At 62.0% G+C, this 20,193-nt stretch carries 22 protein-coding genes; 8 read left to right on the forward strand and 14 right to left on the reverse strand.

Going from position 1 to position 20,193, the window contains the following annotated elements; translation table 11 throughout:
* Window positions 1–35: 35 nt before the first annotated feature.
* A complete protein-coding gene (locus HY30_RS02560; RefSeq protein ID WP_155839215.1) occupies window positions 36–815 on the forward strand; it encodes a hypothetical protein in 780 nt (259 codons plus the stop codon).
* Between the two features lie 3 nt (window positions 816–818).
* Here HY30_RS02560 and HY30_RS19915 read toward each other — a convergent pair whose 3' ends face one another.
* From HY30_RS19915 to ftsE, 9 genes are all read right to left on the reverse strand, one after another.
* The gene (locus tag HY30_RS19915) at window positions 819–989 is read right to left on the reverse strand and encodes a hypothetical protein (RefSeq protein WP_155839216.1); all 171 of its coding nucleotides are present in this window, start codon (window positions 987–989) and stop codon (window positions 819–821) included.
* A gap of 66 nt (window positions 990–1,055) precedes the next feature.
* Window positions 1,056–1,871, reverse strand: coding sequence for a UDP-2,3-diacylglucosamine diphosphatase (locus HY30_RS02565; RefSeq protein ID WP_034736520.1), 816 nt, complete (start codon window positions 1,869–1,871; stop codon window positions 1,056–1,058).
* 74 nt (window positions 1,872–1,945) lie between these two features.
* A complete protein-coding gene (locus HY30_RS02570) occupies window positions 1,946–2,509 on the reverse strand; it encodes an HNH endonuclease (RefSeq protein ID WP_034736881.1) in 564 nt (187 codons plus the stop codon).
* A 134-nt stretch (window positions 2,510–2,643) separates the two neighbouring features.
* A complete protein-coding gene (locus HY30_RS02575; protein WP_034736522.1) occupies window positions 2,644–3,279 on the reverse strand; it encodes a DNA-3-methyladenine glycosylase family protein in 636 nt (211 codons plus the stop codon).
* On the reverse strand, window positions 3,276–4,322 hold the full coding sequence (locus HY30_RS02580; protein ID WP_034736524.1) for a DUF2125 domain-containing protein: 1,047 nt from the start codon (window positions 4,320–4,322) through the stop codon (window positions 3,276–3,278). The genes HY30_RS02575 and HY30_RS02580 overlap by 4 nt, the downstream gene beginning before the upstream one ends.
* Window positions 4,319–5,086, reverse strand: a complete 768-nt coding sequence (locus tag HY30_RS02585; RefSeq protein ID WP_034736526.1) for a lysophospholipid acyltransferase family protein — start codon at window positions 5,084–5,086, stop codon at window positions 4,319–4,321. The genes HY30_RS02580 and HY30_RS02585 overlap by 4 nt, the downstream gene beginning before the upstream one ends.
* Before the next feature lie 20 nt (window positions 5,087–5,106).
* Complete coding sequence (locus HY30_RS02590) at window positions 5,107–5,691, reverse strand: YdcF family protein (RefSeq protein ID WP_051614681.1); 585 nt, start codon at window positions 5,689–5,691, stop codon at window positions 5,107–5,109.
* Window positions 5,688–6,563, reverse strand: a complete 876-nt coding sequence (locus tag HY30_RS02595; RefSeq protein WP_034736527.1) for a cell division protein FtsX — start codon at window positions 6,561–6,563, stop codon at window positions 5,688–5,690. Before HY30_RS02595 ends, HY30_RS02590 begins: the two co-directional genes overlap by 4 nt.
* A gap of 3 nt (window positions 6,564–6,566) precedes the next feature.
* Window positions 6,567–7,316, reverse strand: coding sequence for a cell division ATP-binding protein FtsE (gene ftsE / locus HY30_RS02600; protein ID WP_034736529.1), 750 nt, complete (start codon window positions 7,314–7,316; stop codon window positions 6,567–6,569).
* A 63-nt stretch (window positions 7,317–7,379) separates the two neighbouring features.
* Between ftsE and HY30_RS02605 the strand changes: the two genes are divergently transcribed.
* Both HY30_RS02605 and HY30_RS02610 read left to right on the forward strand, forming a co-directional pair.
* On the forward strand, window positions 7,380–8,120 hold the full coding sequence (locus HY30_RS02605; protein WP_034736531.1) for an MJ0042-type zinc finger domain-containing protein: 741 nt from the start codon (window positions 7,380–7,382) through the stop codon (window positions 8,118–8,120).
* Window positions 8,117–8,647, forward strand: a complete 531-nt coding sequence (locus HY30_RS02610) for a phosphoribosyltransferase (RefSeq protein ID WP_034736533.1) — start codon at window positions 8,117–8,119, stop codon at window positions 8,645–8,647. The genes HY30_RS02605 and HY30_RS02610 overlap by 4 nt, the downstream gene beginning before the upstream one ends.
* Here the strand turns inward: HY30_RS02610 and HY30_RS02615 are convergent.
* The 4 genes from HY30_RS02615 to HY30_RS02630 all read right to left on the reverse strand — a co-directional run bounded on the left by HY30_RS02615 (window position 8,644) and on the right by HY30_RS02630 (window position 10,968).
* Window positions 8,644–9,036 (reverse strand): MAPEG family protein, encoded by a 393-nt coding sequence (locus HY30_RS02615; protein WP_034736534.1) that lies wholly within the window; start codon window positions 9,034–9,036, stop codon window positions 8,644–8,646. The genes HY30_RS02610 and HY30_RS02615 overlap by 4 nt on opposite strands.
* Window positions 9,037–9,099: 63 nt before the next feature.
* On the reverse strand, window positions 9,100–9,567 hold the full coding sequence (locus tag HY30_RS02620; protein WP_034736883.1) for a VOC family protein: 468 nt from the start codon (window positions 9,565–9,567) through the stop codon (window positions 9,100–9,102).
* 2 nt (window positions 9,568–9,569) lie between these two features.
* A complete protein-coding gene (locus HY30_RS02625; RefSeq protein WP_162176881.1) occupies window positions 9,570–10,028 on the reverse strand; it encodes a hypothetical protein in 459 nt (152 codons plus the stop codon).
* Window positions 10,029–10,083: 55 nt separating this feature from the next.
* A complete protein-coding gene (locus HY30_RS02630) occupies window positions 10,084–10,968 on the reverse strand; it encodes a bifunctional helix-turn-helix domain-containing protein/methylated-DNA--[protein]-cysteine S-methyltransferase (RefSeq protein ID WP_034736538.1) in 885 nt (294 codons plus the stop codon).
* Between the two features lie 140 nt (window positions 10,969–11,108).
* Here HY30_RS02630 and HY30_RS02635 point away from each other — a divergent pair, with 140 nt between their 5' ends.
* Together HY30_RS02635 and HY30_RS02640 are read left to right on the forward strand one after the other, a co-directional pair.
* Window positions 11,109–12,425, forward strand: coding sequence for an O-acetylhomoserine aminocarboxypropyltransferase (locus HY30_RS02635; RefSeq protein WP_199286274.1), 1,317 nt, complete (start codon window positions 11,109–11,111; stop codon window positions 12,423–12,425).
* Window positions 12,426–12,503: 78 nt separating this feature from the next.
* Complete coding sequence (locus HY30_RS02640; protein WP_034736540.1) at window positions 12,504–13,451, forward strand: glutathione S-transferase; 948 nt, start codon at window positions 12,504–12,506, stop codon at window positions 13,449–13,451.
* Window positions 13,452–13,529: 78 nt separating this feature from the next.
* Here HY30_RS02640 and HY30_RS02645 read toward each other — a convergent pair whose 3' ends face one another.
* Window positions 13,530–16,037 (reverse strand): TonB-dependent receptor plug domain-containing protein, encoded by a 2,508-nt coding sequence (locus tag HY30_RS02645; RefSeq protein WP_206741397.1) that lies wholly within the window; start codon window positions 16,035–16,037, stop codon window positions 13,530–13,532.
* Between the two features lie 189 nt (window positions 16,038–16,226).
* On the opposite strand from HY30_RS02645, the gene HY30_RS02650 reads away from it, so the two are divergent.
* From HY30_RS02650 to HY30_RS02660, 3 genes are all read left to right on the forward strand, one after another.
* Window positions 16,227–17,039 carry an SDR family NAD(P)-dependent oxidoreductase gene (locus HY30_RS02650; protein WP_034736542.1) on the forward strand — a complete coding sequence of 271 codons (813 nt, stop codon included), beginning with the start codon at window positions 16,227–16,229 and terminating at the stop codon, window positions 17,037–17,039.
* A 95-nt stretch (window positions 17,040–17,134) separates the two neighbouring features.
* On the forward strand, window positions 17,135–18,835 hold the full coding sequence (locus HY30_RS02655) for an acyl-CoA dehydrogenase family protein (RefSeq protein ID WP_034736544.1): 1,701 nt from the start codon (window positions 17,135–17,137) through the stop codon (window positions 18,833–18,835).
* A 103-nt stretch (window positions 18,836–18,938) separates the two neighbouring features.
* The gene (locus HY30_RS02660) at window positions 18,939–20,192 is read left to right on the forward strand and encodes an NAD(P)/FAD-dependent oxidoreductase (RefSeq protein WP_034736546.1); all 1,254 of its coding nucleotides are present in this window, start codon (window positions 18,939–18,941) and stop codon (window positions 20,190–20,192) included.
* Window position 20,193 lies beyond the last annotated feature (1 nt).

Below are 20,193 nucleotides of genomic sequence, written 5' to 3' on the forward strand. Positions count from 1 at the left end.
TCTTGTTGGCATTACACGCTGGGATGGGGACGAGGATGGCAAAGACAGAAGGCAAACGACTAGGATTTATAACTACATTTGCAGTTACACTTGTTTTGATACTTTGGGTCGTACTGGTGACCTGGATTGTGATTGCTATCAGAAATGGCTCTCTGAGCATATTATGGACCCATCTTGGGGATGGCCAAGCACAACTTCTTTCGTCGTCAATTGCGGCTTTGGGTCTTCTGTCATCTGCTGTGCTTGTGCCATTTATATTCAAAGATCGTATTCGCGATCTGGACAGCGCCGTTGGAGAAATGAGCAAAACAATCGAAAACTTTGAAAATGACGCCAGCGAGAAACTAGAAAAACTTTCGAGCGTGCTAAATGAGAGGATGGCTGAACTAGAAAAGCGCGGCAGCGAAGACGTCGATCGGCTAGGCGACCTTTTGGAGGAAATTCGATCGGCAGTAATACTTTCGGTAAGCGACGGTCAGATCACCGACCCGAAGCATGCAAAGGTTTTTGTTCAGCACCTTTACAACAATGCCATTGCCGCCCTGAAGAAGCGTGTTCGTGAAAAGCCTTATCTTCGCGAAGCCACCAAAACACAGATCGCGAATCTACGGACCATGTCCAAACAGTATCTGGATAAGCTCATAGAATGCCAGATCATAACTCCCGCCGAGCGCATCGTCGTGGATCGAGTTAAAGAGTTTGCTTACAGACGCTCCGATTTTGTCATGAATGATATCAATCATATCAACAGGACACGCACTGAATTTGACAATGCTTTCGGGGAAAGCACTGTATCGGATGTTGACGCCAATTAGGTCTTAAAGAACCACGCGACAGTCGAGGGTATGGATCGGTGACGCAGCATAGCGTGATATTACCGGCCGCGTTCCCGAGCGGAGGAATGCGAACATGCGCTGGACGCAGTTGGCCTTGCCAAGTTCGGCGCGCTGGTTTCGCAGGATCGCATAGGCCAGTTTCACCTCGCCCATGATCGCCGCCCCTGCCTTCGCAGGGGATACGGGGCTATGGGGTTGATTGGGTGAGAGGGGTGGGCCTCAGGCCAGTTCCAGCTCGCCGACGGGGGCGGTTTTGACCACCGGTACCGACGTGCGCACCGAATCCGGGCGGCAGTCGAGCAGTTCCCAGCGGCCGTCATGGTGTTCGACCAGGGCCGTGCAGCTTTCGACCCAGTCGCCATCATTCATGTAGGTGATGCCGTCAATGTCGCGCATTTCGGCGACATGGATGTGGCCGCAAATGGCGCCGTCATAGCCCTTGCGGCGGCAATAGGCGGCGACGTGATCCTCGAAATTGTGGATATAGTTCAGGGCGCGCTTGGTGCGCTTTTTCAGGGCCGCCGACAGCGACCAGTAAGGCAGGCCGAACAGGCGGCGCACGCTGTTCAGGTTTGTATTGACCCAGAGCAGGAAATTATAGGCGTGGTCGCCAAGGTGCATGATCCACTTGCGGTCGGCGCGCATCATGCCGTCGAACATGTCGCCATGGACGACGAGATAGCGCTTGCCGTCCTCGCCCAGGTGGACGGCGCGGTTCTTGACGTGGATGTCGCCGAAATTCAGCCGGAAATGCATGAAGGCGCGCAGGAACTCGTCATGGTTGCCGATGATGTATGTGACGTCTGTGCCGCGCTTGGCAGCTGTCAGGATACGGCGGATGGCGTTGGTGTGCGCCTGCGGCCAGTACCATTTCTTCTTGAGGCGCCAGCCATCGATGATGTCGCCGACGAGGTAGAGATGTTCGCTCGTGTTCAGTTTGAGGAAGGCGCAGAGGGCCTCGGCCTGGCTGCCGCGCGAGCCAAGGTGAACATCGGAGATGAAAATCGCGCGGTATTTGGGCGTGGCCTGGGTCATTACAAAACGCCCATACGCTGATTTGAAAAGGCTTTTGTGACGGAAAGGCTGCAGTTTTGTGACGGTGGCAGCGCCTAGCTTTCCAGCTCAACATCCCAGTACAGATAGTCCATCCACGTATCATGCAGGTGGTGGGGCGGGAATTTGCGGCCGATTTCCTGCAGCTGGTAATTGTTCGGGCGGAAGGGCTTGTGCTGGAGGTGGACGTCGCAGTCGCGCAGCAGCTTGCCGCCCTTGCGGAGGTTGCAGGGGCTGCAGGCGGCGACGATGTTCTCCCATGTCGTGCGGCCACCCTTGGAGCGCGGGACGACGTGATCGAAGGTGAGGTTCTCGTGCGTGCCGCAATAGGCGCAGGCAAACCCGTCGCGCAGGAAGACGTTGAAGCGCGTGAAGGCAGGCGGGCGGTCCTGCCGTACAAAGTCGCGCAGGGCGATGACGCTGGGCAGGCGGAACTCGGTTGAGGGGCTGCGCACGACATAGTCGTATTCGGCAATGATATCGACGCGGTCGAGGAAGACGGCTTTGACCACTTCCTGCCAAGGCCACAGCGATAGCGGGTAATAGGACAGGGGCCTGAAGTCGGCGTTCAGAACAAGGGCAGGCCGGCCATGGGGCGGCGCAGAAATGATCTCAGCCATGGTGACCCCCATGCGGCACGAGAAGACTGGTAACCTGTTTGAACCCGCTGAAGGCAGCACTCCTTTGCACGCTCGCCCGTCTGATAGGCGATTCATGTCATGAGATTATGACAGTCGGAGACGATTGCAACCAGTCAGGAACGGGCCTGTTCGGCGCGGTGGGCATGAAGCCAGGCCCAGAGCAGGTGGGCCGCAACACCGCGATTGGGCCGCCAGGCCTCGGCGTGGGCCGTGAAGGCCTTGATATCCATACGGGTTTCAGAGGCGGAGAGCCGCTTGTGCGCCTCCATCAGGCCGACATCGCCGACCGGGAATGCGTCCATCGCGCCGGTTGCATAAAGCAGGAACAATTCCGCCGTCCACGGGCCGATGCCCCGGACGGCGAGCAGTTCGCGGCGCGCTTCGTCCAGCGGCGCGGCGCAGACGCGGGCGAGGTCCAGCTGGCCGGTGACGAGCGATTCGGCAATCGAAGTGAGGTGGGCGACCTTGGGACGCGACTGGCCGCAGGCGCGCAATGCGTCCGGATCGGTGGCGAGAACGGCTTCGGCGGTGACCTCGCCGAGCAGGGATTCGGTGCGGGCCCAGATGGCGGCGGCGGCACTGAGCGAGATCTGCTGGTGCGAGATCATGCGCGCGAGGGTGGCATAGGTGGGCGCCGCATCGCGCCAGACCGGCAGGCCCGTTTCGGCATAGGCGCGGGCGAGCGCCGGGTCAGCGGCCGACAGCATCTCGCAGGCGGCGGTGAGCCTTGCCTGCGACGGGCCTGTCATGGCGCGGGGACCGGTATCTGACCGACCACGATCGTGCCGATCTTGACCTGGTTGTTCTCGACCGTGAACATCAGGAAGCCGTCATTGGCCGAGGCCGTTTCCAGCGTTGCGACGGTGGCCTGTTCCTGCAGGCGCCAGCGATTGGCGGCCTTGAGCGCAGCCTTGAGGCCCTCGGGATCGTCGATGCGAACACCGAACGATCCGTTCACCAGCGCGTTTTCCACGGTCAGCGTGCCCTTGGCGCCGAAATGGAGCGGGCCCCAGTTCAGCAGTAGCTGCCCCAGCTCCACGCCGCCGCCGAGTTCAAGATACGCATCGTACAGCTTGTCGAGCTTGCCGCCGCTGCGGACCCAGGCGGGATAGAAGTTGTGGATCTCGGCAATGAGGCGGCTGGCCTGCAGATCGGTGCCGAGCCATGGCGCTTCGACCGGAGCTGCATCAATCGTGAGCGCATCCCATTGCAGGGCGACCAGAAGATCGTCGGCATTTTCCGGGCGGGGGGCGAGGTTCAGCGAGAAGGCCTTGGCCGTGTAGGCGTGGCCGTCGATCAGGGCGGACACATCATTGAGGGAGAGCGCCGCGCGGTGCAGGCCGTCAGCCGTCCAGGAGAGGCTGGCGGCGGACTTGCCGTCAATGTCGAACGTGTGGCGAATGCCCTGAACGTCTGTCACGAGGTTGCGGCCCGGCGAGCGGGCGATGAGGTGATGCCAGTTCCACGGCTGCATCACGACCTGCAGCTGCTCGCCCTGCCAGCTGGCCATGCTGGGCGGCTGGTAGTGCGGCTTGGTGAACTCAAGGGCGAAGCGGAAGGGATAACCACCAATCTTCCGCGATTCATAATCGACGATTGCGCCGCGCGCCCGCTCGGCCGCGACCCATTCGCCGACGCCGTGCTCGATTTCACCGCGCGCATAGACCCAATAGGCGGAATAGGCGCCGATCAGCGCGAAGAGCAGCAGGAAGGGAAAGAACAGCCAGAAGCGCGAGCGGCGGCGCTCTTCGACAGGCTGCACGAGGCCCGGATCATTCCAGTAATTGCTCATGTGGGCTGCCTGTCCTCGTTCGGTTGCGTGCGGCCCTGAATGGCGAGCCCTTCGGTTACAAGCCTATCCGTCGCGGTTTCTATGTCGCTTTCAAGGCGCTTCATCAACGTCTTCCGGTCCAGCCCCGCCGGAATGACGGGCAGGAATTCGTAGACGATACGGCCCGGGCGGCGCAGCGTTCCGTGCGCGGGCCAGCAGAGCCCGGCATTGGTGGCCACCGGCAGCACGGGCACGTCCAGCGCCTTGTAGAGCGCCACGACGCCAGCGGCATGGTAATGCGGCGGCGCACCCGGCGCGCTGCGTGTGCCTTCCGGGAAGATGACGACCTGACGCCCCTGCCCCGTTGGCACTTTCGCCTTGGCCTGTTTGACCATGGAGCGCAGCGTCTTGGTGCTGCCGGCCCGGTCAATCGGGATCATGTCGCTCTTCAGGGCATACCAGCCAAGAAAGGGATACCAGAGCAGTTCGCGCTTCATGATGATCAGGCTGTCGCGCAAAGTGATGAAGGGCACGAAGATGTCGAACATGCACTGGTGCTTGCCGGCATACATGAACGGGCCATCGGGGATGTTTTCGAGTCCGCGGAATTCGGTCTCGATGCCGCAGATCACTTTCATGCCCCAGCGCAGCGATTGTGCGTAAATCCGGATGCCCCGCATGATGACAACGCGCGGCAGGACAAGCGCGATGATGAACACCGTGCCCATCAGGGCCATCATGCCATAGAGATAGGCAACAAAGAGAAGGGAGCGCAGCTGCATCATGGACGGGCAGGTTTAGACCTTCAGCCGAGTGCCGTCACCCGCCACTTTGCCCATTCTGTCAGTACGCCGCGAAACGACTTGGGATCGCGCAGGACCGCAGACGGATCCACCACGGTCCTGACAGGATATGGCTGCAGCTCGAGATCGGGCATGGCCCGGTGCAGCAGCAGCAGGCTGCGCTGCATGTGATAGTCGGATGTCACGATAATCAGGCGCGTATAGCCGTGTTCATAGGCCCAGGCGGCTGTTTCCTCGGCATTGCCAATGGTCGTTTCGGCCCGGTAGCCGATATCGACACAGCAGGCATAGGTTTCAGGCGCGCCGCCGGCCAGCGTGATGAGATCATCCATGCCGACATCCGGGTTGACGCCGGAAATGAGCAATCGCTCACCGCGCCCGGCCGTGACGAGATCCACCCCGGCTGCGATCCGCATGCCTGAGCCGCCCGTCAGGGCGACAACGCCGTCCGCCTCATGCGCAACAGCGGGCACTGATTCGGCCGCACGATTGGCAAAGGCGAAGAAATCAAACGTGATTCCGGCCAGCGCCACAAAGAAGAGGGCGGGCAGGATTCCGAGGGACCGGGAGGTGGGTTTGCGTTTCACATGACGCCTTTCAGGGCGCGGATCACGGTTATGCGGGCCGCAAGACGGGCGGCAAAGCCGGCAATGACGGGCGTGATCACGAGAATGACGAGGTCGAAAAAGTCGAGGCTGAGCTCTGGCAGCAGGCCGGACCGGCCGCCATGGGCCTGCACAGTGAAGATCATCAGCGCTGCTGCGCCGAGCGCCATGAGCGCGCCGACAGAGCCCGCCCTGAGGCCCAGAATCCAGAAGCGACGCTCGAACAGGCCCGCTATGAACCGGTCGCGCGCGCCTGCCAGATGGAGCACATCCACAATATCGCGCCGCGCCAGCAGGGCGGCATGGGTGGCAAAGGCAATGACGGCGACAGCCGTGGAGACGAGCAGCGCAACCGCGATCATGGCGGTCATGCGGGCAATGGCGAGCACGCGGCGGACATCGCCTGCCCAGTCGGCATGTTCATCCACGGCGCTGGCAATGCCGGCCTCTGTGAGTTTGCGGGCAATTGTCGGGCCCATGTCGGTCACATTCGGGTCTGCCTTGACCGCAACGAGCTGTGGCAGCGGCAGGCTGTCGGGCAGGCCGCGACTGCCGAAATTGGGTTCAAGTAGCGCATCGATCTCGTTCTTGGAGAAGACGCGCACGTCGCGGACGCCCTCGATCTGGCGGATGATCTTGGCCGCATCATCGGCGCCGCGCCGGTCGGCATCGGGCAGGCTGACGGTGAGTTCGCCCTGCACTTCCGCCGTCCAGCTCTTTGCCGCGCCATAGGTCGACTTGGCCGAGAGGGCCGCAAGCGCCGCCAGGAAGCAGAGGGCGCCGACGACGAAGAAGAGGGCGGCTTCGCGCACATCCTCGACCGGCAGGAGCGGGGTTTCCTTCACGCGCGGCATGGGTCAGCCCCCCAATCCGGGATCTGTGCGCCGCCGCGCGGCCTGCCCGCCGAACTCGACATCCTGCACGAGAAGGCGATTGGTCAGCCGGTAGACGGGGGCTTCGACCTGGCGGACGAGGCCGAGGTCGTGCGTGGCGATGATGACCGTGGTCTGGCGCCTTTTGTTCAGTTCCAGAAAGAGGCGCATCAGGCGCGTGCCCATTTCGGGGTCAACGTTGCCCGTAGGCTCGTCGGCGATGAGGATATCGGGCTGCGTCACGACGGCGCGGGCAATGGCGACGCGCTGCTGTTCACCACCCGAAAGTGTCGGCGGCTTGGCGTGGAGGCGCTGACCAAGACCGACCCAGGCGAGCAATTCCTCAACATCGGCGCGGTAGTCGGCCTCGCGGCGCCCCAGAACGCGCAATGGAAGCGCGACATTCTCATAGGCCGAGAGATGCTCCAGAAGCCGGAATTCCTGAAATACGACGCCCACCCGGCGGCGCAGGGCCGAGAGCTGGTCACGCGTGAGATTGCTGGTGGGACGGCCAAACAGGCTGACCTCGCCCTTGCTGGGTTTCAGGGCGAGATACAGAAGTTTCAGAAGACTTGTCTTGCCAGCGCCCGAGGCACCCGTCAGGAAGCTGAACGAGCCGGGTTTCAGGACGAGATCAATGTCGCTAAGTATGTCTTCGGAAGTGTCATAGCGGAGCGATACCGAATCTAATCGAACGGCGACATCTTCAAAGAGGTCGTGTCGTGGATGGGTCATGGGCTCCTGCCTGTCAGCTCAGGCTATTGGTTTAATGGGGCGAATTGCGGGAAAGACCAAGTCATGATCCTCACCTGTCCCTCGTGTGAGACCCAGTATTTCGCCGATGACTCAACAATCGGTGAAAGCGGGCGAACCGTAACCTGCGCGACCTGCGGCCATAGCTGGTTCGTGAACCCGCAGGGCCTGCCCGGGCATGAGCCTGCGGCCGCCGCCCCGGCCGCGCATGAAGTGTACCGGGAACGGGTGCGCGAGCAACGCCGCCGCAAGAGCCGGTTTGCCGCGCTGGTCTCGTGGATCGTAACGGCTGCAGTGTTTTTCACGCTGGGCCTCGCCGCCATCATTTTCCGCAATGACGTGGTCAAGGTCTGGCCCGAATCAGCAACGGCCTACAAGCGGGTCGGCTTCTCGGTGAACCGTTTCGGGCTGGAATTCAGCGATATCGAGCGCAGCCGGACCTTCAATGACACGATCCCGGTCGTCACCGTGTCCGGCAAAGTGATCAATGTGGCCCGCAGCACGGTCGAGACGCCCGCCGTGCGCGTGGGCCTGATGGACGAGCGCGGCAAGGAAGTGGCCCTGAAATATGGCAGCGTGACCCCGGCCGCGCTGAGCGCCGGGTCGACCGGCGAGTTCAAGATCGTGCTTGAGCAGGCGCCGATGGAGAGTTTCGAGATCGAGCTGTCCTTCGTTGACCGGGCCGATGTGCCGCCTGAACCCGAACCCGTGCCGGAAACGGCTTCCCCAACCGACGAAGCCGCGCCGAACCTCGCCACGTCCGATGCCGAAAGCCCCACGGAATGAGTGACATGCCCCCGATTGAAGTCCTCGTCACCGAGGACGAGCTGATGGCCCGCATTGAAGAGCTGGCAGATGCGCTTGCGCCCAGCCTGCAGGGGGACTGGTCGGCCGTGTCCATCCTGATCGGGGCAACGCCGTTTACGTCAGACCTGATGAAGGCGCTGGCACGGCGCAACATTCACCCGGTGCTGGATGTGATCTGGCTGGAAAGCTATCGCGATGCGCGCGAAAGCTCGGGCCGGGTAGTCGTGCGGGCCGATCTTGGCCGATCGGTCGAGGGGCGCGGCGTGCTGTTGCTGGATGATGTGTTCGACACCGGCCGCACGCTGGCCTTTGCCAAGGCGCACCTGCTGGCCAAGGGCGCACGCCAGGTGATCACCTGCGCGCTGACGCAGAAGCCATGGGCCCCGCGCGGCGAGGACGGGGTCGACTTCTGCGCCTTCGATTCACCTGGGCGCTACCTTGTCGGCTATGGCATGGATGATGCGGGCAAGTATCGCGGCCTGCCCTATATCGGCGCGCTGGACTAGGTCAGCGCGTACCAGATACAGGCGCCCGCCGTTACCAAGAGGACGATCAGGCTGATCAACGTGCCGACAAGGCGTCCGAAACTGCTGCCTGAAGATCCACCGAGACCGATGGCATGCAGGACGCGGCCAAGCAGGAAACTGCCCCCAAGGACGTGGATGAGCAGCGTCGGCGCGGCAAGCCCGGCAAGCCCCAGCAGCCCCAGCAGGACAATTGGCACGTCCTCGACAGCATTGCCCTGAACCCGGATCGCGCGCTGGAGCGCCTCATTGGCACCGTCGCCAAAGCCGACTTTCTCGGACGTGCGCACACGTCCGACATTCATCTTCAGGGCCAGCATGAGCAGGCAAAAAAGTCCGATATAAAGTGTAGCAGCTGCAAAAGCTGTCATTGTCGGTCCTCCCGTTTTGCGGGGAACTTAGCTCAGTTTACGCATCCTGCACGGATTATCTTGCTACCAGACGCCGATATTTTCGGCGCTGGCCCACGGCTCCCTGGGCGCCTTGCGCTCGCCCTTCTGGAGCAGTTCGACCGAGATACCGTCCGGTGAGCGGATGAAAGCCATGTGGCCATCACGGGGCGGACGGTTGATCGTTACACCCTGCGCGGCGAGGCGCTCGACGGCTTCGTAGATATCATCGACCATATAGGCAAGGTGGCCGAAATTGCGGCCGCCCTGATAGGCTTCCGGATCCCAATTATAGGTCAGCTCGACCATGGGAATGTTGACCTGCGTCGGGTTGGCGTCCGGCGCGATGCCGCCGAGGCGCTTCACATCAGCGGGCGAGGCAAGGAAAACCAGCGTGAACCGGCCCTGCTCGCTGTCGACACGACGCACCTGTTCGAGGCCGAGGCCGTCGCAGTAGAATTTGAGCGCCGCATCGATATCCGCGACGCGCACCATCGTGTGCAGGTATTCAATGCTCAAGTGAGGCCTCCATTCAGGTCGCGCAAGACCTGTTTCAGATTGGGCGGCATCAGGGCGTAATAGCGCCGCATCGCGACCGCGAGCAGCACGATCATGAACGCCATGATGCCAAGGAAAACGGAAAATGTGTGGATCAGCGTGCCGGTCTCGAAAACGGGCGAGCCGCCGGACGCCTGCCAGAGCAGGCCCCAGACCATGTTGAACGCCGCCACGAAGGGCGCAATCAGGACCGACACGATTGTCGCGCAGACGAAAAAATAGGTCGCCGCGCGCGGGCCTTCGCTGCGGAGGTAAAGGTCGGTGAATTCGGCGTCCGTGACATCGGCAGGGATTTCACCGGCTTCCTTGCGGGCGGCGAGCACTTCAGGCGCGAAATCACGCGCGGATTTCCAGCGCCATGCGAGGTGAGCGCCCCAGGCAAGAAGCGCAACAAAGAGCAGGATCATAGGCAACATGGAAAGACTGGCTGGCCCGGGTCATGCGGCATGGCGCCGTCTACCCAATCGCCTGTCAGGCGGCATGGGCGCGTTCATAGGTGAGCATGGCACGTTTGCGGGCCACACCCCAATGATAGTTATGGAGACGGCCGTCGGCTGCAAGGGCCCGGTGACAGGGAATGAACCAGCTGATCGGGTTTGCCCCCACTGCGGCGCCCACGGCGCGGGCCGCTTTGGGGCTGCCCGTCGCGCAGGCAAGCTGGCCATAGGTCTGCGTCGTGCCAGCCGGAATTTCCAGCAGCGCGCGCCAGACCTGGCGCCGGAAAGGCGTGCCATAGAGCGCGACCGGCAGCGGCTCGCCGGACTCGAACACGCGGCGCGCGAAACGGGCGGCTTCGGCGTCATCACGGCGGATATCGGCGCCTGGATAGCGGGATGTGAGATCGGCAAAGGCCTGTTGTTCGCCGACACCCTGATGTTCAAAGCCTGTGCGTGTGGGCGCGCCTTCATCGATGAAGCCAAGGGCAACCAGCCCCCGCTGACCGATCAGCCAGGCCCCTTCGCCAAAGGGTGTCGGCGCCCGGCCGATGGTCAGATCAGCCCCTGCCCCACCGGATTTTGCCTCTCCGGGCGTGAGACCTTCATGGGCGATAAAAAGATCGTGAAGGCGGCCGGGGCCCGAGAGACCCGTCTCGAAAGCCGCGTCCAGCACGCTGGCGCCTTCGCGCAGCAGGTCACCCGCGGCGCCATGAGCGAGGGCGGCCTGAAACTGTTTCGGGCTGACCCCGGCCCAGCGGGTGAATTCGCGCTGGAAATGGCTGGGCGAGAGGTTCATGGCCGCTGCCACGCTGGCAAGGTCTGGCCAGTCGCGCCACGTGTCGCCGAGATGGTCGAGCGCGCGGGCCATACGCTCATAGGCGATGGCGCGTTCATCAAGGGGGGTGCGAGTGACTGTCATGAGGCCAATGTGCCTTGCGCGAACCGGGGCTGCCACCCGTTTCTTGCGCTGCGACCCGCTGAACCGAGCTTTTAGCTTCTATGCCTGTGCAGATGCCGACAAAGCGCTACAAGACACGCAAACACTATCCAGACAGGGAGATGAAGATGACCCAGGGCTTTTCAACACGCGCCATCCATGCGGGAGCGGCGCCGGATCCGGTTTCCGGATCGCGCGCCCAGCCGATCCACCAGACAACCAGCTTTGTCTTCCGCGATGCCGCGCACGCCGCAAACCTGTTTGCGCTGCAGGAGTTCGGCAACATCTATACCCGTCTCGGCAACCCGACGACCGGCGCGCTGGAAGCCCGTATCGCCGACCTTGAAGGCGGCACGATGGGTGTTGCGACGGCCTCGGGCCACGCGGCGCAGCTGCTGGCCTTCCATGTGCTGATGGAGCCCGGCGCGAATATCGTTGCCGCGCGACAGCTCTATGGCGGCTCGATCAACCAGCTCTCGCACGCATTCAAGAAGTTTGGCTGGGGTGTGACATTCGTCGATATCGACGATGTCGCGGCGTTCGAAGCGGCGATTGACGACAAGACGCGCGTCATTTTCACGGAAAGCCTCGCCAATCCGGGCGGTCTCGTCACCGACATGAAGGCGATTGCCGCGATCGCGAAGCGTCATGGCCTGCCCTACATGGTCGATAATACGATGGCCTCGCCTTATCTGTGCCGTCCGCTGGAGCATGGCGCCAATATCATCGTGGAGAGCCTGACCAAGTTCATCGGCGGCCATGGAAACTCGATTGGCGGCATGGTGATCGATGGCGGCAATTTCGACTGGCTGGCCCACAAGGACAAGTTCCCGACCATGGCCAGCCCGCAATCCTATTACAACGACATGGTGTTCGGAGAAGCTTTCGGCGCCCTGCCGCTGGGCCCGGACGGCACCAATGTGAACATTGCCTTTGCCATCGCCGCGCGAGCCTTCTCCCTGCGCGACCTTGGCCCGGCCATGTCGCCGATGAATGCCTTCCTGATCATGACAGGCTGCGAGACGCTGCCGCTGCGCATGGAGCGCCATTGTGCCAATGCGCTGAAAGTGGCGACCCATCTGCAGGGCCATGAAAAGGTGAGTTGGGTGCGCTATGCCGGCCTCGCGGGCGACCCGCACAATGACCGCGCCAAAACCTACCTGCCCAGGGGCGCCGGCGCCGTATTCACCTTCGGCCTGAAGGGCGGTCATGAGGCGGGCGTGAAGCTGGTGGAAGGCGTGAAACTGTTCAGCCATCTCGCCAATATCGGCGACACGCGCTCGCTGATCATTCACCCGGCGTCAACCACGCACAGCCAGCTGACCGATACGCAGAAAACCGCCGCAGGCGCTGCGCCCGACACGGTTCGCCTGTCGGTCGGGATCGAGGATGCTGCTGATATCATTGCAGATCTCGACCAGGCACTGTCAGCGCTGTAGCGGCCAAGAAAAGCCTTCCCTGTTTGTCTGAACGCCTGCAATGTAAATGTTTGGCCACACTGGGGAGGCAATCAGCCCATGGCAGACGCCCGCAGCATCATCCTGCATGAATACCCAACCTCTCCCTTCGCGGAGAAGGTTCGCCTGACGCTGAAACTGAAGAACCTCGCCTATTCGCGCGTGGAGATTCCGGTGATCATGCCGCGGCCGGACCTGATGCCGCTGACGGGTGGCTATCGCCGCACGCCGGTGATGCAGATCGGCGCAGACGTGTATTGCGACACGGCGATCATCCTGCGCGAACTGGAGGCGCGGTTCGCGACGGTTTCGCTGCGCACACCGGGCCATGAGGGCCTTGGCCAGATGGTGGCGGGCTGGGCGGATTCGCGCTGGTTCCAGTCGTCCGTCGCAATCATCTTCGGTGAGCGGGCCGATACGGTGCCCGAAGCCTTCAAGAAAGACCGCGAGGCGCTTTCAGGCCGACCGTTCGATACCGAAGGCATGAAACGGGTGGCCCCCATGATGCGCGACCAGTGGCGCGCGCGGCTGATGCTGATTGAAGAGCGCCTGCAGGCCGGCAAGGGCGCTGGGGCGGGCATTTACCTGATCGGCGCCAAGCCCGGATTTGTCGACGTCCATGCCTACATGAATGTCTGGTTCATGATGAATACGGTGCCGGAATTTGCCAATGAATGCCTCGAGAACGCGCCGCTGACACGCGCCTGGTATGACCGGCTGACCGAGACGGAAGGCCAGGAACCCGAAACGATCACGTCGGCTGAAGCGCTTGCCATCGGCAAGGCCGCCGCTCCGCGTCTTGTCTCCGCAACGACGAAGAGCGAGCCTCAGGGCTTTTCACCGGGAGACCCGGTCGCCGTTGCGCCCGACGATTATGGTCAGGTCTGGGTGGAAGGCGAACTCGTGCATGCAGATGCGCAGCGCATCATCCTGCAGCGCACGTCACCGGAAGCCGAGACAATCCACGTCCACTTCCCGCGCGCAGGATTCCTGGTGCGCCGGGTCTGATCGTTTCCAGTTAACCGCCAAAGAAAAACGCCGCCCTCTTTCGGGGGCGGCGTTTGATTGTAGACGGATTTTCCGGGACTAGAACTTCACGCCAGCCTTGACGTACACGAAGCGGCCCGAGCTGCCGTAAGGAATGTAACCGGAGAACGGCGTGTTGCCGGTGCCGTTCTGCGAAGCAGGTGCCGGATCGCCGTACTCGTCGAACACGTTGTCCGCACCGACCGACAGTGTCACACGCTCGTTCCAGGTGTAACGGCCCTCGATGTCGAGGAGCGTGTTTGGATCGATGTTGTAATCGTTTGCCGGGTTGGAGCTAGGCACCAGCACTTCGCCGTAGCGAATGGCACGGAGCGTTGCACCGAACGGACCACGCTCCCAGTCAAGCGAAGCGGTGAACTTGTCCTTCGGCGTACCTTCTTCAAGTGTCAGCACGTTCACGCGGCCAAACAGGACCGGGTTCGACGGCAGGGCCGTCAGCTGCGGGATGTCCGGCACAGCCGTCACGTCCGTCTTGTTGAAGTTCGCACCGAGCGTGGCATTGAAGCGGCCGATTTCGGTTTCCGGGAAGGCATAGTTCGCCACAATGTCCACACCGGAAGTTTCGGTGTCGACACCGTTGAGGAAGAAGCGACCGCCGCCCGAGCCGATGAAGCCCTGGCTGACAAGATAGTCACGCACGTCCTGCGAGGTGAGGTTTTCCGACAGAACGATCCGGTCGTTCACATCGATACGGTAGGCATCGACGGTCACGTTGAGCGGACCGTTACGGAACACGGCGCCGATCGAGTAGTTGACCGAGTTCTCGGCATCGAGATCTTTCGCACCCAGGGCCTGGGCGATCGGATCCGTGACCGGGAAGGTCGTGATGTCGAAGGGCACACCGTTGATGAAGTTCGTCGACGTTGTTGCAAAGTATTGCTGCTGCAGGGACGGCGCACGGAAGCCGTTCTGGACCGAGCCACGCAGTGCGAACATGTCGTTGAAGTCATAACGGGCAGCCAGCTTGCCGGTGACCGTTTCGCCAAAGTCCGAATAGGACTCGACGCGCACGGCGCCGGAAACGAGCAGGGCATCAGTCACGTTGGCTTCGAGGTCGACATAGGCGCCGACAGCTGTGCGGTCCTCGTCAACTTCGTTGGCCGGACGGAAGCCAGGGAACACCTGAGCGCCGGACGCCGTTGCGCCGCCGTTGCCCAGCAGGACGCCGCCATTGCGGTAGCTGTCTGGCTCACCTGCGTTGATCTCGTACATTTCCTGACGGGCTTCGAGACCCCAGGCGACGTTGAGATCAGACGCAAGACCATCAACCGCAAAGCCTTTGACGGCGGATAGGTTGGCCACGACCTGGCTGTATTTGAAGCCACCGGCATCAAACGACGTCTTAGAGGCCGTACCGAGAGAACGGTTGAGCGTATTCTCGATGGTGAACTGCATCTCGTTCGAACCGTAGACGAGCGAGGCATCCATGTCCCAACCAGCCATCTCGAAGCGGGCACCGCCAGCCACAGACGCGTCGGTGGTTTCAGGCGAGATCAGCGGCAGGAAGCCGTTCGGATAGATCTCGATAACATTTCGGTCGTCGAGGGCCCGACGATAGAAGCCTGCAGACGTCGTGTCACGATCCTGATAGCTGGCCCAGCCATACAGCTCGACGCCATTGTTGAGGTTGTAGCCGGCATTACCGAACAGGGTGATCTGCTCAAGTTCAGGCTCACCCGTCCAGGCGTTGAAACGATTGATTTCAGCTTCGCCCGGGGAATAGTTGCCGCCCGTATCGGTTGGATACTGCTGACGCACATCGAAACCCGAACGCTCCGTATGCTGCTGGTCCTTGTATTCTGCCGAAACGGTCAGGAAGCCGTCTTCGCCGAGCTGGAAGCCTTTCCAGCCGGACAGCGTGACGACATGGCCGTCGGAACGCTCACGGGAAATCTCGCCGCTGGCTGGGACCGTCACGCCAAGGCCCGTGGCCGGTGTGTTGACGGGCACAGTGTACTCGGTTTCGCGCCAGCCATAGCTGACCTCGGCCGCGCCACCTTCGGCCGCTTCACGCAGGTTGACGTTGATCACGCCGGCAATGGCATCAGAGCCGTACTGGGCCGATGCACCGTCGCGCAGGACTTCAATGCCGGAAACAGCGAGCGTCGGGATCGTGTTGAGGTCGACCGCCGATGTGCCGCGACCGATCGAGCCGTTGACGTTGACGAGCGAAGCCATGTGACGACGCTTGCCGTTGACGAGCACGAGGGTCTGGTCAGGGCCGAGGCCGCGCAGCGTTGCCGGACGAACCGAGTCCGTACCGTCATTGAGCGCAGGGCGAGGGAAGTTGAAGGATGGGAGCTGGACCGACAGGGCCTGGTTCAGTTCGCCAATACCGATTTTCTCGAGCGTGGCAGACGACACAACGTCGACAGCAACGGCCGTATCGAGTGCGGAACGGTTGGCAACACGTGTGCCGAGCGTAACGACCGTCTCGAGCTGGCGGTCCGCCTCGGGCGCCGTCTCTTCCTGGGCGATCGCAGGTGCTGTGATGGATGCGATGACAGCTGCAGCGGCAGCCGTACGCAGAACAGTTTTAAACTGCACGATAGTAGTCCTCCTTGACCAAACGTGGTTCCCGCCATTGAGAGACCACTTGAAGCTTACCCGGCTTTGGGCTTTGAATTCTAAACAGAGAGTGGACATCCCCCGATAAATCACAAGTGGACGTAGCGTTTTCCGCCGGGCATGTTGTAATTATGACACTCCTGTCATACTCACGCGAAAGTATCTCCGATGGCACGAAGACTTTGTCTGATCACGGGCGCCTCAGCAGGTATCGGCGCCGAGTTTGCCCGTCAGTATGCGGCGCTTGGCTGGGACCTGGCGCTGACAGCGCGCCGTACCGACCGGCTTGAGGCCCTGGCCAAGGAGCTGGAGACCACCCACGGTATATCCGCCATCACCATTGCGGAAGACCTTGCCCGTCCCGAAGCGGTCGATGCGATCCTTGCGGCGCTGGCGGCCAAGGATCGTCATGTCGACGCCCTTGTGAACAATGCCGGCTATGGCCTGCCGGGCACATTCTTCAATACATCCTGGGAAGAGCAGGCGGCTTTCATACGCGTGCTGTACACCGCGCCGGTCGAACTGACCCACAAGATCCTGCCCGGCATGGCGGAGCGTGGCTATGGCCGTATCATCAACGTCGCCTCTCTCGCCGGCTATGCGGCGGGTAGCGCCGGGCATACGCTCTATGCCAGCGTCAAGGCGGCGATGATCAAGTTCTCCGAAAGCCTCAATGCCGAATGCGTCGCCACGGGACAGGCCGATATCCACTGCACGGCGCTCTGCCCCGGCTTCACCTGGAGCGAGTTCCACGATGTGAACGGCACGCGCGAAGACACGAACAAGATGCCGAAATGGATGTGGATGGAGGCAGCCCCCGTGGTGAAGGCGGGGATCGACGCGGTCAATCGCGGCCAGCCGGTTGTCGTGCCCGGCGGCGCCAACAAGGCACTGGCCACGCTCACACGCATTCTTCCAGAACCGCTTGGGCGGGCCATGGTCCGCGCCCAGTCCAAACGCTATCGGCGGATGGACACGTAAGGGCGGCCTGCGTTGTTGCACCGCACAATCTTGCCATGACTCTTGCCTGTATCGCACTATACTAAGCAAAACGACCAAAGATCGTGGAGGATATTATGGACGGCGCTGTAGGCGAGACACTTGAACAATCCCCTGTCATGACGGGGCTTTTGCCTGCCATGGCCGACGCCGTCATGGCGCTTGAAGCCTATGTCGATGCGGCCACTCTGGCAGCCGGCAAGCAGCTGAAAACGCCCGATGGCAAGCCTGACCGCAAGGCGCTGGAGCGCCAGCAGCATATGGCGCACGGGCTCGCCTGGCTCGCAACCTATCTCGAAACCTTGCGCCAGACATCCGAATGGGCCGCGCGCATCGATTCCGAAGGCAAGTTCGGCGAGGTCGAGGCGCTCCTCTCGCAAATCCTGTTCAGCGAGTATCTCGCCCAGATTGTCAGCGGCATACCGATGAACCAGGGCGAGACCATCCGCCCGCACGAATTGGGTACGCTGAAAGAAGCCGACGCGCTGTTCGAGACCGCCGTGATCAAGCGCCTAGTTCTTGAGGGCAAGACACCCGCCTCGATGGCCGCCGCAGCCAGGCTGCTGCCCGACGCGCTCAGCCGCAGCACTGTCGAGGAAACAGGCCTTGACGAGACCATGAGCATGGTGCGCGAACAATTCGCGAAATTCGCCAGCGACAAGATCAAGCCGCATGCCCATAGCTGGCATATCCGCAATGACTATATCCCGATGGATGTTGTCAGCGAGATGGCTGAACTGGGCGTCTTCGGCCTGACCATCCCGGAAGAGTTCGGCGGCTTCGGCATGGGCAAGATCGCCATGTGCGTCGTCTCCGAAGAACTGTCGCGCGGCTATATCGGCACCGGTTCGCTCGGCACACGCAGCGAGATTGCGGCCGAGCTGATCCTGATCGGCGGCACGGACGACCAGAAGACCCAATGGCTGCCCAAAATTGCCAGCGGTGAAATCCTGCCCACGGCCGTGTTTACCGAACCTAACACGGGCTCTGACCTTGGCAGCCTGCGCACACGCGCCGTAAAAACCGAGGACGGCAGCGAATATGCGATCACCGGCAACAAGACCTGGATCACCCATCCGGTGCGCGCGGATGTAATGACAGTGCTCGCCCGTACCGATCCGGCCACGAACAATTTCTCGGGCCTCTCCATGTTCCTGGCTGAAAAGCCGCGCGGCGATGATGCCACCCCCTTCCCTGCCACGGGCATGAGCGGCGGCGAGATCGAAGTGATCGGCTATCGCGGCATGAAGGAATACGAAATCGGCTTTGATGATTTCCGCGTGAAATCGGAAAACCTGCTCGGCGGTGTCGAGGGCCAGGGCTTCCGCCAGCTGATGGCCACGTTCGAGAGCGCCCGTATCCAGACCGCTGCACGCGGCATTGGCGTGGCACAGAACGCGTTCGAGATCGGCCTGCAATATGCGCTCGACCGGAACCAGTTCGGCCATCCGATCTACACGTTCCCGCGCGTCTCGAACAAGCTGGTCATGATGGCTGCTGAACTGATCGGCGTGCGCCAGCTGACCTATTTCTCGGCGCGCCAGAAGGATGCCGACAAGCGCTGCGATCTTGAAGCCGGCATGGCGAAACTGCTCGCGGCGCGCGTTGCCTGGGCCGCAGCGGACAACGCCCTGCAGATTCATGGCGGCAATGGTTTCGCGGTCGAATACCCGATCAGCCGGGTTCTGGCCGATGCACGTATCCTCAATATCTTCGAGGGTGCAGGCGAAGTGCAGGCCATGGTCATCGCCCGCCGCCTGCTCGAAAGCGGCAACTGATCCCGCATTAAAATAATTACGGGCAGAGCGTGAACCTGTTTGCGTCCTGCCCGTTACTCTCGCTCGCGCGCAGCTTCCCGACCCCCGCGCGAAGGGAGGCCTTATGGCGCAGAGCAATTCCTCAACTGAAACCGAAAAGCGTGACCTTCGCACGGGCGAGCCACTCTGGCTCGCAGAGGGCGCACCCAATCTTTCCGTCCGCAAGACGCCCAAGCATTCGACCTATGACGTCATCATCGCCGGATCGGGCATCAGCGGCGCGCTGACGGCGTGGCATCTCTGCGACGGCAAGCGCCGGGTCCTGCTGATTGATCGCCGGCCGCCCGTCACGGGTTCCACGCCGGCCAGCACCGCGATGATCCAGTACGAGATCGATACGCCGCTGCACAAGCTGGCGGAGATGATCGGGCAGGACAAGGCGCGCCGGGCCTGGAAACGCTCGGCAAAGGCAGTTCAGCGGCTTGGCGAGATTGTCCGGCTGGAAAACATTCCCTGCGGTTACACCGAGAAGCCTGCGCTCTATCTTGCCGGGGACGAATTCGGTTTCCGCGCGCTCCAGACCGAACAGGCGGCGCGCGAGGCCGCCGGCCTGACCTCCCGTTTCATCCCTGCGCAGGAATTGCGGGAGACCTATGGCATGGACCGTACCGGCGCCCTGCTCAGCGAGCCATCCGCCTCTGCCGATCCGGCGCAACTGACGGCGGGCCTTCTGCGTCGAGCAACAGATTCGGGGCTCGAAATCGTGTCGCCTCTGGAAGTCTGCGATTTCGTGGCAACGGGTGCGCAGGCGGCGCTGACCCTGTCAAACGACCAGATCCTGACATGCGGTCATGCCGTGTTCTGCACCGGCTATGAGTTCCTGAAATCGCTCGAGAGCCGCGAGCACCGGATCATATCGACCTGGGCGATCGCGGCGCGGCCGCGTGGCAAGCTCCCCACCTGGCTGGACGATCATATCGTCTGGGAAGGGTCTGACCCCTACCTCTATTTCCGCACGCACACGGATGGGCATGTCGTTATCGGCGGCGAGGACGAGCCTTTCGAGACGGGTCACATGAACGCGGCCAAGCTGCAACGCAAGACCGCGACGCTGGTGGAGAAGTTCGAGAAACTGACGGGCGTTTCGCTCTATCCGCCCGCCCATCGCTGGGCGGCAGCGTTTGGCGAATCCACTACGGGCCTTCCGTTCCTTGGCCCCGTTCCGGGACACTCCCATGTGCACGCCCTGATGGGCTTTGGCGGCAATGGCATCACATTCAGCGTGATTGGCGCGGAAATTGTTGCCGCAGCGATTGCAGGCAAGCCGGATCCGGACGCATCGATCTTCGCCTTTCCAAGCGATACCGACGCGCCCTGAA

This window comes from Hyphomonas chukchiensis (genome assembly GCF_000682695.1).
GTDB classification, from domain to species: Bacteria; Pseudomonadota; Alphaproteobacteria; order Caulobacterales; family Hyphomonadaceae; genus Hyphomonas; species Hyphomonas chukchiensis.